The sequence below is a fragment of the Pseudomonas sp. SJZ080 genome (assembly GCF_007828295.1).
GTDB classification, from domain to species: Bacteria; Pseudomonadota; Gammaproteobacteria; order Pseudomonadales; family Pseudomonadaceae; genus Aquipseudomonas; species Aquipseudomonas migulae_A.
Genome location: NZ_VIUK01000017.1, coordinates 66,338 through 79,151, shown reverse-complemented (window position 1 = coordinate 79,151; position 12,814 = coordinate 66,338). Strand labels below are relative to the sequence as shown.

Below are 12,814 nucleotides of genomic sequence, written 5' to 3'. Positions count from 1 at the left end.
TTCCTGGCTCGCGATTAATGCAACGACGGTTTGGCGGCAGCCGACGCGTCCGGCTTTTTGGTTTCGGAGAACAGCAGCAACGGCGCGACACGCAGGTATTCCATGACTTCCATGTAGTCGCTTTCGCCGTCATCGGACTCTTCCAGCGCGTCCTGTACCTGGGCGATGGCCGCCAGATCCTGCAACACTTCGGTAGCCTCGGTGCTCAGCATGCTGCTGTCACGGCAGTTCAGGCCGAAACCGCTGAGGAAGCCCTGGCACCATTGGCCCAGTGCAGCGGCGCGATCAGCCAGCGGTTCGTCATCGGTCGGCAGCAGCAGAACGACGGTCACGTCGTCGCCGGTGAGCTCGCCCTTGACCATCTCTTGCAGGCCGATCAAGGCATTGCGAACGTTGTCTTGCGGCTCGCCTTCGAGCAGCTCGGCGGCATCGACCAGCCAGCCTTCGGCATCGAAGCCGGCACCGGCGCAACTGCGCCCGAGCAGCAAGCCATGCAGTTCGGCAGGCGAGACGTTATGACCGCTGGAAGTCAGCAGGGTGGCAAAGGCTTGGTACGGAGAATTCTGAATGGGCATGGGCAGCTAGGCGCCAGACGGCGCTATGTCTAGAATGAAGGCCTTGTATCCTACATCGACTCCTCTGCAGGAGCGAGCTTGCTCGCGATGAAGCCCAGAACGCCGCGGGTGTCAGGGACCCAGCGTTATCGTTGGCGACCATCGCGAGCAAGCTCGCCCTGCAGTTCAACACCCATCAGACATTTTCAGTGGACACAATGGAAGACACCGACCTGCAAGCGCTGATGGCCAGACTCGAACTGCTTATTAATCGGGTCGAGCAACTTAAGAGTCAAAACGGACTCCTATTAGCTCAGGAAAAGACCTGGCGCGAGGAACGCGCGCACCTCATTGAAAAAAACGAAATCGCGCGGCGTAAGGTCGAATCGATGATTTCGCGCCTCAAGGCCCTGGAGCAAGACTCATGAGTTCAAGCAATAGCGTTACCGTGCAGATCCTCGACAAAGAATATTCGATCATCTGCCCCCAGGAAGAACGCAGCAATCTGGTGAGTGCTGCCCGCTACCTGGACGGCAAGATGCGCGAAATCCGCAGCAGCGGCAAAGTCATTGGCGCCGATCGCATCGCCGTGATGGCCGCGCTGAACATCACGCACGACCTTCTGCACAAGCAAGAAAGTCCGGATGTGCAGGTCAGCGGCTCGACCCGTGAGCAGGTGCGCGACCTGCTGGATCGCGTCGATCTGGTGCTCGCCACCGATCCGGACGTCACCAAGGGCTGATTCGTCGAACCGCTTGGGTTATACTCGCAGCACTCCCTGGGGTGCTTGCCAGTTGACCACGTCCCTGAGCCGATTCGCACTACCCTGGAAGTTGCACGTTGGGCTGGTGTGCATGTCCGCTAGACGGAAAGCCTTAAAGCCTACTGCATCTTCCACCTTGAACTTTCGGGTTCAAGGGCTAAGTCAGCAGCGGTTCATCCGGGGAGCCTGATTCCAGTCCGATGCCGGTTTAAATACCGGCATCGGCTTTTTTACGGGTACGCTTTGTGTACCCGCACTGCCGAAGCCCGAACCCATGACCGAACCTGCGCTGCTGCCCCGCCCGCAACTTCGACGCATGCTGCGCAAGGCCCGCCGCGCACTGACCGCCAGTCAGCAGCGCCAGGCCGCTCGCGGGTTGTACAAGCAATTGGCTCAGCAGCCATTGTTCCGCCGCGCAAAACATATCTCCCTGTACCTGCCCACCGACGGTGAAATCGACCCGCGCCTGTTGCTGCGCGCCGCTCAACGGCGAGGCAAGGCGACTTACCTTCCAGTGCTCAGCGCCTGGCCACGCACCAAAATGGTGTTCCAACGGATTCGTCCAGGCGAAAAACTCAGGCCCAACCGTTTTCGCATTCTCGAGCCCAGGCATAACCTCGCCAGGCAACGCAAAGTCTGGGCGCTCGACCTGGTGCTGTTGCCCTTGGTGGGATTCGATGATGTTGGCGGCCGACTCGGCATGGGCGGCGGCTTCTACGATCGAAGCCTGGCGTACCTGGCGCGACGCAAAAACTGGCGCAAACCGACGCTGTTGGGGCTGGCCCATGAATGTCAGAAGGTCGAACGCTTGGCTCAAGCGAGCTGGGATGTGCCGTTGCAAGGAACGGTGACGGACAAGGCCTGGTATTACGCAGGCTAGACGCCACTGGAGTCAGCGGCGTCGAAAAGCAGGCTCAGCGTTTGAAGGCAGACGGCTGTTGTTGCTGCGCGATGTCAACCGGCGCATCGGTCTTGTTGCTCCACAGGCTTTGGGCATAGCCAGTGGTCACGACGCCAAGGCCGAACAAAATAACCAATATCCATAGTAAATCCGGTTTGCGTTTCATCGATTGCCCCCCAAAGGCACATCAACACGATGACAGCAGCGGTTTCCGTTGTAGGTGTAGGCCGTGCAGCAGCGTCAAGCTTAGAAGGCCGGCATTTTGCGACAACGTGAACCGACACGCAAACGCTGGCGTCAACCGACTGTCGGTTTGTCATAAAATTGCCTGACAACATGTCCACCTGACTCGCAAGGAGCAAAAACCATGGCCTATTGGCTGATGAAATCCGAGCCCGACGAGCTCTCGATCAAAGGTCTGGAGCAGCTTGGCACCGCTCGCTGGGACGGGGTTCGCAACTATCAGGCGCGGAATTTTCTGAGGGCCATGGCGGTCGGCGACGAGTTCTTCTTTTATCATTCCAGCTGCCCCGAGCCCGGAATTGCCGGCATCGGGAAAATAGTCAAAGCCGCGTACCCCGACCCGACAGCGCTGGAGCCGGAGAGTCATTACTACGACCCGAAGGCCACCGTCGAGAAAAACGCCTGGAGCGCGATTGATGTGGCCCACGTCGAAACGTTCGCGAACGTCCTGAAACTCGACTACCTGAAACAACAAACAGCGCTGGCCGAGATGCCCTTGGTGCAGAAAGGTTCGCGGCTGTCAGTGATGCCGGTAACCGCCGGGCAATGGGCGGCGGTCCTCGATTTACGTTAAATACAGCAGAACTACCGGTCATTCTCTTTCCCCCTCAATAGGGTTAGGTTTGACCCTCAGTTGACTGGCATCAAATCGCCTTGGCGTTTGATCAGTCAGACTAGTACGTAACATACGCAGGATGCTCGCATGTCTACGCACAGCCGCTCTTCGATTTTTTTCGCCAGCTCTTTAATGGTTCTGCTGCTGGCCGCCGGCGGTTTTGGCTACTGGAAATCGATGCATGACCGTCTGCCCGAAGGGTTGTATGTCGGCAACGGCCGCCTCGAAGCCACCGAAGTGCAGATCGCCAGCAAAACACCAGGGCGACTGGCCGAGGTGCTGGTCGATGAAGGCGACAAAGTCACCAAGGGCCAACTGCTGGCCCGGATGGACACTCGCACCCTAGAAGCCCAACGCAGCCAGGCGGAAGCAGAAGTGTTGCGCGCCCGGGAAAACCTCGCCGCCGCACAAGCCAACGTGCAATTGCGCCTGAGCGAGCAACTGCTCGCTCAACAGGAACTCAATCGCTCCCAGGCGCTGTTCAAGCATGGTTTCGTCAGCGGTCAGATCATCGATCAACAGCAGGCGCGTATCGGCACGGGCAATGCCGCCGTCACTGCCGCTCGCGCGCAAGTGTCCGCGGTGGGTGCGGCGATTGGCGCCGCTCAGGCACAAGTCGCACAGTTGACCAGCGAAATCGATGACAGCAGTTTGCGAGCCCCTATCGACGGGGTGATCCAGCTGCGCATGGCCGAGCCCGGCGAAGTGTTGGGTGCCGGCGGGCGCGTATTGCTGCTGATCGACCCGAACGATCAATACATGAACCTCTACCTCCCGGCCTCCGTAACCGGACGCTTGGCAGTGGGCGACGAAGCGCGGGTTATGCTCGATGCCCTGCCTGATCACCCATTGCCGGCAAAAATCAGCTTTGTGGCAGCCAAGTCGCAATTCACCCCTAAAGAAGTCGAGACTCGCGACGAGCGGCAAAAACTGGTATTCCGCGTCAAGTTACGCCTGACGGATCCCAGTGCCGTGCCCCAGGCCAAACCCGGCATGCCCGGCGCCGGCTATGTGCGCACCGCCCCTGTTGGCTGGCCGGCCAATCTGCAATGACTGGCCTGGCGGTTCAAGCGACCGGGATCAATCACCGCTACGGCAAACAACAGGCGCTGAGTGACATCGCGTTCAGCCTGCCCGCCGGGACCCGTTGCGGCTTGATCGGCCCCGATGGCGCCGGCAAATCGAGCCTGCTGGGGCTGATCGCCGGGGTGAAAACGCTGCAGCAAGGACAACTGGAGGTGCTCGGCGGCTCGATCCAGGATCGCCGCCATCGCAACACCCTCTATGCGCGCATCGCCTTCATGCCCCAAGGTTTGGGCGGCAACCTTTATCCCGAGTTGTCGATCAGCGAGAACATCCACTTTTTCGCCACCCTGTTTGGCCTGTCAAAAGCCGAATGCAATCAGCGCATGCGCAATTTGTTACTGGCCACCGACCTTCTGCGTTTTGCCGATCGCCCCGCGGGCAAACTGTCCGGCGGCATGAAACAGAAGCTGGGCCTGTGTTGTGCGTTGATCCATGAGCCGGACCTGCTGATCCTCGACGAACCGACCACCGGCGTCGACCCCTTGTCCCGCCGGCATTTCTGGGAGTTGATAGACGATGTGCGGCGTCAGCGGCCGCAACTGACACTGCTGGTCGCCACCGCGTACATGGAAGAGGCCGAGCAGTTCGAACATTGCCTGATGCTCGATGGCGGCAAGCTGATTGCCACGGGCTTGAGCAAGGAATTGGCGGCAGTCACCTCGAGCGGCAAACTCGATGAAGCCTTCACCCACTATCAGGGCGACAGCAGCCACGACAATCAGCCCCTGGTGATCCCTCCTCGCACCGGCACCACCTCCGACATTGCCATCGAAGCCCACGATCTGACCCTGCGTTTCGGCGACTTCACAGCGGTAGACAACGTCAGCTTTGCCATCGGTCGCGGCGAAATTTTCGGCTTCCTCGGCTCCAATGGCTGCGGCAAGACCACCACCATGAAAGTCCTCACCGGGCTGATGCCCGCCAGTGCAGGCAGTGCCACGTTGCTGGGCAACCCGGTGAATGCCAAGGACCTGGCCACCCGTAAACGGGTCGGGTTCATGTCCCAGAGTTTCTCGCTGTATGGCGAACTCAGCGTGCGGCAAAACCTGGATTTGCACGCACGGCTGTTCGATTTGCCAAAAACCGACAGCGCACAACGCATTGACGAGCTGATCCAGCGCTTCAATCTGGGCAGCGTTTGCGATCAGCCGTCCGGGGCGCTGCCTCTGGGCTTGCGCCAACGGCTGTCACTGGCGGTGGCGGTGCTGCATCGCCCGGAAGTGTTGATCCTCGACGAACCGACTTCCGGCGTCGATCCGGCGGCACGGGACGACTTTTGGCGACTGCTGATCGAGCTGTCGCGCGAGCAAGGCGTGACGATTTTCCTCTCCACCCATTTCATGAACGAAGCCCAGCGTTGCGATCGCATCTCGCTGATGCACGCGGGCAAAGTGCTTGCCTGCGATACGCCTACAGCGCTTCAACAGCAGTACAAGGGCGAGACACTGGAAGCTGCATTCGTCACGTGCCTGGAACAGGCCCAGGAAACCCCCGAACCCTCAAAACCGTCAGAGCCTGCGAATGCGCCCGCCATGCCGGCGGTGCCAACCAAGGAACGCGGCTTCAGCCCAGGACGCCTATTGGCGGTGGCGAGTCGTGAAGGCAAGGAACTGCTGCGCGATAAAGTGCGGATGGCCTTCGCCTTGCTTGGGGCCATTTTCATGATGGTGATCTTCGGCTATGGCATTTCTCTGGACGTAGAGAAACTCGCCTTCGCCGTCTATGACCAGGATCAGACGCCACAGAGCCGCGCCTATCTGGAAGCCTTTCGCGGCTCTAGGTACTTCGACGAACAGCCCCCCATCGGCGATGCCAAAGAGCTGCATCGCCGCCTTCAGCGCTCGGAAATCAAACTGGCGCTAGAGATACCGCCCGGTTTTGGCCGGGATCTGTACGCCGGGCGCCAACCGGCCGTGGCGGCCTGGCTCGATGGCGGCATGCCGTTTCGCGCCGAGACCAGCCGTAACTACGTCGAAGCCGTGCACCAGGCCAATATCGAACAATTGGCCGAACAGAGCAGCCCCGCGCTGAACCGGCCAGCTGCCGCCCGACTGGAAACCCGCTTCCGCTACAACCAGGACGTGGTCAGCGTCAACGCCATCGGCCCCGGGGTCATGGCGCTGATCCTGGCGTTCATCCCGGCCATGCTGACGGCGCTGGGCATCGTGCGCGAGAAGGAGTTGGGGTCAATCACCAACTTCTATGCCACGCCGCTGACCCGACTCGAGTTTCTGCTGGGCAAACAGGCACCGTATCTGGCTGTCAGCCTGATCAACCTCGCGGTACTGGTCGCGATGAACCGATGGCTGTTCGGGGTGCCGTTCAAGGGCAGCATCCTGACGCTGGCTTTCGGCGGGCTCCTGTATGTGCTGGCGACAACCAGCATGGGCCTGTTGATCTCGGCATTCACCCGAACCCAGATCGCCGCCATTCTCGGCACCATGATCATCACCAGCCTGCCGACCATCCAGTTTTCCGGACTGATCGTGCCGCGTTCATCCCTCGAAGGTGCGGCGGCAGTGATGGGGATGCTGTTTCCAGCAGGTTACTTCCTCGACATCGCCGTCGGCACGTTTACCAAAGCGCTGGACCTGCGACAGTTATGGCTGCAATGCCTCGCATTGTTCGGGTTCTTTCTCGCATTCACCGGGCTCAGCCTGGTCATGCTGAAAAAGCAGGAGGCCTGATGTATAAGCTCGCGCACATCCTGCGCCTGGGCCTCAAGGAACTCACCAGCCTGCGGCATGACAGCGTGCTGCTACTGTTCCTCTTTTACGCCTTTACGGTAGCGATCTACATGCCGGCGGCGGGCTCGGTGATCGGCGTGCATAACGCCAGTGTGGCCATCGTCGACGAAGATCACAGCCTGCTGTCGCGACAACTGGCGCAGGCGCTGCAACCTCCGGAATTCCAACGCCCGGTCCCGCTGCCCTATGGGCAACTGGACCAGGTCATGGACAACGGCAAGTACACCTTTGTCATCAATGTACCGGCGAGTTTTCAGACGGATCTGCTGGCCGGTCGTCAGCCCGCCGTGCAAGTCAACGTCGACGCCACCGCCATGAGTCAGGCGTTCATGGGAGCAGGCTACATAGGACGAATTTTCCAGCGCGAACTGTTGAATTACAGCGGCCAGGGCGATATGGCGAGTAAAACACCGGCGCTGCTGACCACTCGCGCGCTGTTCAACACCAATCTGGAAGGCGGCTGGTTTCTGGCGGTGATCCAGATCGTCAACAACATCACCATTCTCGCCATCATCCTGACTGGCACCGCACTGCTGCGTGAGCGCGAACACGGCACCCTCGACCATTTACTGGTGCTGCCGCTGACGGCACTTGAAATCATGCTGGCGAAAATCTGGAGCAACATGCTGGTGGTGGTGCTGTGCACCTGGCTGTCGCTGGAGGTCATTGTCAAAGGCGCGCTAGGCGTGCCGCTGGCCGGCTCCCTGAGCCTGTTTTTAATGGTGACCGCGGTTTATCTGTTCGCCAGCACGGCGCTGGGGATTTTTCTCGCGACCCTGGCTCGCTCGACGCCCCAATTCGGTCTGCTGGCGATTCCAGTGATCATTCCGATGTTGCTGCTGTCCGGTGGCAGCACGCCGCTGGACAGCATGCCGCAATGGCTGCAGTGGGTGATGCAGGGCTCGCCGTCGACGCATTTTGTCAGTCTTAGCGCTGCGATATTGTTTCGCGACGCCGGCATCACTGTCGTCTGGCCCGATTTGCTGGCGCTCACGGCCATCGGCCTGCTGTTTTTCGCGATTGCGCTGATGCGATTTCGCAAGAGCCTGGCGTCCTGAAAGACCGTGTCGCCCCTATCGCGAGATGGCTCGCGAAGGGGCCCACCCGGACAGCAAAGGCCTTACTGAATGATGAGGTTGTTGAACAACAAGTCCTCGACCACCGGCTTGCCGGTTTCATCGCTCATGATCTGCTGGGTCTGCTTCAAGGCTTCCTGACGCAGCTTTTCCTTGGCTTCGACGTTGTTCATCGCCTCGGTCGTCTGCTGCGCAAACAACGCCACCAACTGGTTGCGGATCAACGGCTCGTTGGCTTTCACCAGCTGCGTCGCTTCATCGCCAGTCACCCGCAGTGCCACATCAGCCTTGTAGACCTTGAGCTTCTGCGAACCGTCCAGCCCGTAGTTACCCACAAACGGCGGGCTCAGGGTGATGTAGTTAACCTTCGGGGCAGCACCTTCTTTGGTTTCTTCAGCCACGGCTGCCACAGGCAGAGACAGGGCCAGCAACAACATGATCCACGTTTTCACAATTCACTCCTTATCCGGTTTGCGGCCTAGCATAACGACCCGCCGCGCAAGCACAAGCTTATGGCTGACTATCAGGGCGGGGCATGCTCGTTGACCCGTCGACTCACACACCTACACTTATCGGCCATCACTCCCAAAGGAATAGCCCTGATGAAAGCCGTGCTGTGCAAAGCCTTCGGCCCTGCCGAATCGCTGGTGCTGGAAGAGGTCGCCAGCCCTGTCGCGAAGAAGAATGAAATCCTGCTGGACGTGCACGCCGCCGGGGTGAATTTCCCGGACACGCTGATCATCGAGGGCAAATACCAGTTCAAGCCGCCCTTCCCGTTTTCCCCGGGCGGCGAAGCGGCCGGCGTCGTCAGCGCGGTTGGCGAGAAGGTCAACCACCTGAAAGTCGGTGACCGGGTCATGGCCCTGACCGGCTGGGGGAGTTTCGCCGAGCAGGTCGCGGTCCCGGGCTACAACGTGCTGCCGATCCCGCCCTCCATGGACTTCAACACCGCTGCTGCTTTCAGCATGACGTACGGCACGTCGATGCACGCGCTCAAGCAACGGGGCAACCTGCAACCGGGTGAAACCCTGCTGGTGCTGGGTGCGTCTGGCGGTGTCGGCCTGGCCGCCGTGGAAATCGGCAAAGCCATGGGCGCCCGGGTGATCGCCGCCGCCAGCAGCGCCGAAAAACTGGCCGTGGCCAAGGCGGCCGGCGCCGACGAACTGATCAACTACACCGAAACCAGCCTCAAGGACGAAATCAAACGCCTGACCGATGGCCAGGGCGCGGACGTGATCTACGACCCGGTCGGCGGCGACCTGTTCGACCAGGCCATCCGCGCCATCGCCTGGAATGGCCGGTTGCTGGTGGTCGGCTTCGCCAGCGGACGCATTCCGGAGTTTCCTGTGAACCTCGCCCTGCTCAAGGGCGCAGCGGTGGTTGGCGTGTTCTGGGGATCGTTTGCCCAGCGTCAACCTCAAGACAATGCGGCGAATTTCCAGCAGCTGTTTGGCTGGTTCGCCGAGGGCAAATTGAAGCCGCTGGTGTCGCAGGTGTATCCGCTGAGCAATGCGGCGCAGGCGATCAACGATCTTGGCCAGCGCAAGGCGGTCGGGAAAGTGGTGGTGCAGGTTCGCTGAGCCGTCGCTGACACAAAAAAGGCCAGAACAACTGAGGAGGTTGTTCTGGCCTTTTTGATACGCCACTGGAAAACACTCAGCGCTCCATGTTTGCAGTTAAAGCAACTCTCGAATTTCCTCTGGAAGAAAATGCACATAGCGCGACGCCGGATGCGAATTACAACGGCGAATAATTGAAGGGACACTTTTGTTGAGTTTTGCGATGAGAGCCAGTCGCTCCGCCTTCGGCAATTGCTCAGATGCAATCGAGTGGGTCAGATAACTGCGGGTGTACCTGAATACCACCATATCCAGCCAGAAATTATCTGCGAAGTGCCGTGCTTCCCTGCTGACGTCTCCACAAGTCAGTTGCTTCAGCTCTTCGTTAGCATCGATCGGCAAATTGCTGTCCAGCCTGAAGGACATTGGCAGAATAACCTCGATCTCTGCCGGTCTGTCGCCATTGACGTCCCATGGCTTGAATCGCCATCGGTTGACCGCCGTCAGAGAGGCTTCCACAAGCTCGGCGTGAGCATCTCCTGGGAAAGCCCTCACCTTGTTGACTGATCCATCGGCGCTGACGGTCAGGCCGACCCGAACGTCACCCGTGATACCTGTCAGGTAAAGCGCCCTGGGATACTTCGGCTTGGGATTATCCGCCGGAATGAGGATTACCGGGCCAGCGCTGACGCCGCTGGAAATCACACATAAAACCGCCAACACAAACCACCGCATAAACCCCACTCCCTTCACCACTGAAAAGCCAGACCTGGCATCAGCACAAAGGTTAAGGCTCGATGGCTTTTTACATAACGCCGCGACTTCCCATTCAAACGAAGGACATTTCCCAAAGCCCTGCCTTACTCTGGACAGAACCGCGTCATCAAGGATCGCCAGGTAACAATTCCCACAGCGCCCTTCATTTATACCTGAGCGACATGTTCGTAAAAGAACATGCGATCTCCAACATTTCCGCTGTTTGTCGATGCGAACCGATGCTATTTTCGGTAATGAAACTGTAACATTCGCATCCGCAGTCAAAACAAGAAATCTGGAGCTCTTGAATGTTTGCTTTCTTTCGTCCTGCCACACATCAGGCTCCATTGCCTGAAGACAAAATAGACAGCGCTTACCGACGCCATCGCTGGCAGATCTTCGCCGGCATATTCATCGGGTACGCGGGTTACTACCTGCTGCGCAAAAACTTCTCGCTGGCCATGCCCTATCTGATCGAAGAGGGTTATACCCGCGGTGAGCTGGGCCTGGCGTTGTCGGCCATTGCTATCGCCTACGGCTTGTCCAAGTTCCTGATGGGCATTGTTTCCGATCGTTCCAACCCGCGCTTCTTCCTGCCATTCGGTTTGCTGGTTTCGGCCGGCGTCATGTTCATTTTCGGTTTCGCGCCCTGGGCCACGTCCAGCGTGACCATCATGTTCATCCTGCTGTTTATCAATGGCTGGGCGCAGGGCATGGGTTGGCCGCCGAGTGGGCGGACCATGGTGCATTGGTGGTCGCAGAAGGAACGCGGTGGCGTGGTGTCGTTGTGGAACGTGGCGCATAACGTGGGTGGTGGCCTGATCGGTCCGCTGTTCCTGCTGGGTATGGGCCTGTTCAATGACTGGCACGCAGCGTTCTATGTGCCGGCTGCTGTGGCCATGGCCGTCGCGGTGTTCGCTTTCGCCACCATGCGTGACACGCCACAATCGGTTGGCCTCCCGCCGATCGAGAAGTACAAGAACGATTACCCGGAAGGCTACGACGCCAGTCACGAAGAAGAATTCAGCGCCAAGGAAATCTTCGTCAAATACGTGCTGCGCAACAAAATGCTCTGGTACATCGCCATGGCTAACGTCTTTGTCTACCTGCTGCGTTACGGCGTGCTGGACTGGGCACCGACCTACCTCAAGGAAGCCAAGGGCTTCAGCGTGGATAAAACCTCGTGGGCGTATTTCCTCTACGAGTGGGCAGGTATTCCCGGAACACTGTTGTGCGGCTGGATGTCGGACAAGATCTTCCGTGGCAACCGTGGCCTGACCGGCATGGTGTTCATGGCGTTGGTGACTGTGGCGACGCTGGTCTATTGGCTCAACCCGGCCGGCAACCCGACGGTCGACATGATCGCGCTGATATCGATTGGTTTCCTGATCTACGGCCCGGTGATGCTGATCGGCTTGCAAGCGCTGGAACTGGCGCCGAAGAAAGCCGCCGGTACGGCAGCGGGTTTCACCGGTCTGTTCGGTTACCTGGGCGGTTCAGTCGCGGCCAGTGCAGCGATGGGCTACACCGTGGACCATTTCGGCTGGGACGGCGGTTTCGTCTTGCTGATCGGCGCATGCCTGCTGGCGATGGCGTTCCTTGCGCCAACCTTGTGGCACAAGCAAGTCGCCAGTCAGACCCGCGAAGCCATCGCCTGATCGGCTTTTGATTTGCAACGCTTGAGCCGCGCCTCCAGATTCCGGTCTGGCATGGCGTGGCTACGCAGGGCGTTGGCGGTCTGCTCGACATAATCGCGAGTGGTGCCGTAACGCCCGCAAGCGTTTTCGAACACATGGCTCAGCACGTGATCCGGCAAGTTGCCGGCATAGCTGGGCAGGTGGCGCTCCAACACGAATCCCAATGCCTGAACCTGGCTTCCGTCTTCGAGTCGGCAGTTGAGCCAGTGTGGGCGATAAGACGGAAATGGCATTTCGCGTTGCCACAGTGCGTAGAGGGACGCTTCGAGTTGTTCTTCGGGCAAACGATAGGCGAAGCCGCTGCAAGAGCCGCCGCGATCCAGACCAAACACCAGCCCCGGCACTTCCGGTGTACCGCGATGTTCGTGGGACCACAGATACAAACCGCGATGATAACCATGCACCCGGCCGCGAACGCGTTCGACTGCGGGGCATTCAGGGCGCCAGATCAGCGAACCATAAGCGAACAGCCAGACCGGCCCACCCTTGTGGCGCGCCATGGTCGACTGCATCGAGCTGAGCAATTGTTCGTGCGTAAGCTGCGGCCCCAGATCGAGCCGCGGAGGGTAAGCCAGATTCATAAAAGCAGATTCAATGGCGCTCATGGCGAATAGCGTTCAGCTCCCCGCGGGTAATGAATTACTTAATAGAACGCACCGCTGTAACAATAAGGCACATATGTTTTAAGGCAATTTAAGTGCCATGGCACAGTTTTAGATAATTGCCTGAATTAGATATAACTTACCGGTATTTATAGAAATGTATAAATACCGATCGGCTATATATGAAGTTATATGCCTGTAGGAGCGAGCTTGC

The 12,814-nt window shown here is 59.1% G+C and carries 14 protein-coding genes and 1 other RNA gene; 10 read left to right on the top strand and 5 right to left on the bottom strand.

The features are described 5' to 3' along the window. Nucleotides 1-14: 14 nt before the first annotated feature. Nucleotides 15-575 carry a YecA family protein gene (locus FBY04_RS21145; protein ID WP_084320313.1) on the bottom strand — a complete coding sequence of 187 codons (561 nt, stop codon included), beginning with the start codon at nt 573-575 and terminating at the stop codon, nt 15-17. A 197-nt stretch (nt 576-772) separates the two neighbouring features. On the opposite strand from FBY04_RS21145, the gene FBY04_RS21140 reads away from it, so the two are divergent. The 4 genes from FBY04_RS21140 to FBY04_RS21125 all read left to right on the top strand — a co-directional run bounded on the left by FBY04_RS21140 (nt 773) and on the right by FBY04_RS21125 (nt 2,197). Then, complete coding sequence (locus FBY04_RS21140; RefSeq protein WP_003213954.1) at nt 773-982, top strand: TIGR02449 family protein; 210 nt, start codon at nt 773-775, stop codon at nt 980-982. Next, nucleotides 979-1,296 carry a cell division protein ZapA gene (locus FBY04_RS21135; protein WP_017341388.1) on the top strand — a complete coding sequence of 106 codons (318 nt, stop codon included), beginning with the start codon at nt 979-981 and terminating at the stop codon, nt 1,294-1,296. The genes FBY04_RS21140 and FBY04_RS21135 overlap by 4 nt, the downstream gene beginning before the upstream one ends. Nucleotides 1,297-1,326: 30 nt before the next feature. Then, a non-coding RNA gene (gene ssrS / locus FBY04_RS21130) (6S RNA) lies at nt 1,327-1,505 on the top strand. A gap of 86 nt (nt 1,506-1,591) precedes the next feature. Next, entirely contained in the window at nt 1,592-2,197 is a 606-nt protein-coding gene (locus FBY04_RS21125) for a 5-formyltetrahydrofolate cyclo-ligase (protein ID WP_084320311.1), read from the top strand. Nucleotides 2,198-2,231: 34 nt separating this feature from the next. Here FBY04_RS21125 and FBY04_RS21120 read toward each other — a convergent pair whose 3' ends face one another. Next, nucleotides 2,232-2,384 carry a hypothetical protein gene (locus FBY04_RS21120; protein ID WP_145316698.1) on the bottom strand — a complete coding sequence of 51 codons (153 nt, stop codon included), beginning with the start codon at nt 2,382-2,384 and terminating at the stop codon, nt 2,232-2,234. 201 nt (nt 2,385-2,585) lie between these two features. Here FBY04_RS21120 and FBY04_RS21115 point away from each other — a divergent pair, with 201 nt between their 5' ends. The 4 genes from FBY04_RS21115 to FBY04_RS21100 all read left to right on the top strand — a co-directional run bounded on the left by FBY04_RS21115 (nt 2,586) and on the right by FBY04_RS21100 (nt 7,968). Beyond that, nucleotides 2,586-3,035, top strand: a complete 450-nt coding sequence (locus FBY04_RS21115; RefSeq protein WP_084320309.1) for an EVE domain-containing protein — start codon at nt 2,586-2,588, stop codon at nt 3,033-3,035. A gap of 129 nt (nt 3,036-3,164) precedes the next feature. Beyond that, a complete protein-coding gene (locus FBY04_RS21110) occupies nt 3,165-4,130 on the top strand; it encodes an HlyD family secretion protein (RefSeq protein WP_084320307.1) in 966 nt (321 codons plus the stop codon). Further along, entirely contained in the window at nt 4,127-6,850 is a 2,724-nt protein-coding gene (gene rbbA / locus FBY04_RS21105) for a ribosome-associated ATPase/putative transporter RbbA (RefSeq protein WP_145316696.1), read from the top strand. Before FBY04_RS21110 ends, rbbA begins: the two co-directional genes overlap by 4 nt. After that, nucleotides 6,850-7,968: an ABC transporter permease gene (locus FBY04_RS21100; RefSeq protein ID WP_084320304.1), complete on the top strand. Its 1,119-nt coding sequence runs from the start codon at nt 6,850-6,852 to the stop codon at nt 7,966-7,968. The genes rbbA and FBY04_RS21100 overlap by 1 nt, the downstream gene beginning before the upstream one ends. Nucleotides 7,969-8,030: 62 nt before the next feature. Here FBY04_RS21100 and FBY04_RS21095 read toward each other — a convergent pair whose 3' ends face one another. Beyond that, entirely contained in the window at nt 8,031-8,438 is a 408-nt protein-coding gene (locus tag FBY04_RS21095; protein WP_145316694.1) for a flagellar basal body-associated protein FliL, read from the bottom strand. Nucleotides 8,439-8,588: 150 nt separating this feature from the next. Between FBY04_RS21095 and FBY04_RS21090 the strand changes: the two genes are divergently transcribed. Beyond that, nucleotides 8,589-9,566 carry an NADPH:quinone oxidoreductase family protein gene (locus FBY04_RS21090; protein WP_145316692.1) on the top strand — a complete coding sequence of 326 codons (978 nt, stop codon included), beginning with the start codon at nt 8,589-8,591 and terminating at the stop codon, nt 9,564-9,566. A gap of 96 nt (nt 9,567-9,662) precedes the next feature. Here the strand turns inward: FBY04_RS21090 and FBY04_RS21085 are convergent, their stop codons facing one another. After that, entirely contained in the window at nt 9,663-10,280 is a 618-nt protein-coding gene (locus FBY04_RS21085) for an energy transducer TonB (RefSeq protein WP_145316690.1), read from the bottom strand. Between the two features lie 329 nt (nt 10,281-10,609). Here FBY04_RS21085 and glpT point away from each other — a divergent pair, with 329 nt between their 5' ends. Beyond that, nucleotides 10,610-11,959: a glycerol-3-phosphate transporter gene (gene glpT / locus FBY04_RS21080; RefSeq protein ID WP_145316688.1), complete on the top strand. Its 1,350-nt coding sequence runs from the start codon at nt 10,610-10,612 to the stop codon at nt 11,957-11,959. Here the strand turns inward: glpT and FBY04_RS21075 are convergent. Beyond that, the gene (locus tag FBY04_RS21075; protein WP_084320296.1) at nt 11,935-12,603 is read right to left on the bottom strand and encodes a gamma-glutamylcyclotransferase; all 669 of its coding nucleotides are present in this window, start codon (nt 12,601-12,603) and stop codon (nt 11,935-11,937) included. The two genes, glpT and FBY04_RS21075, sit on opposite strands and share 25 nt — an antisense overlap. Between the last annotated feature and the right edge of the window lie 211 nt (nt 12,604-12,814).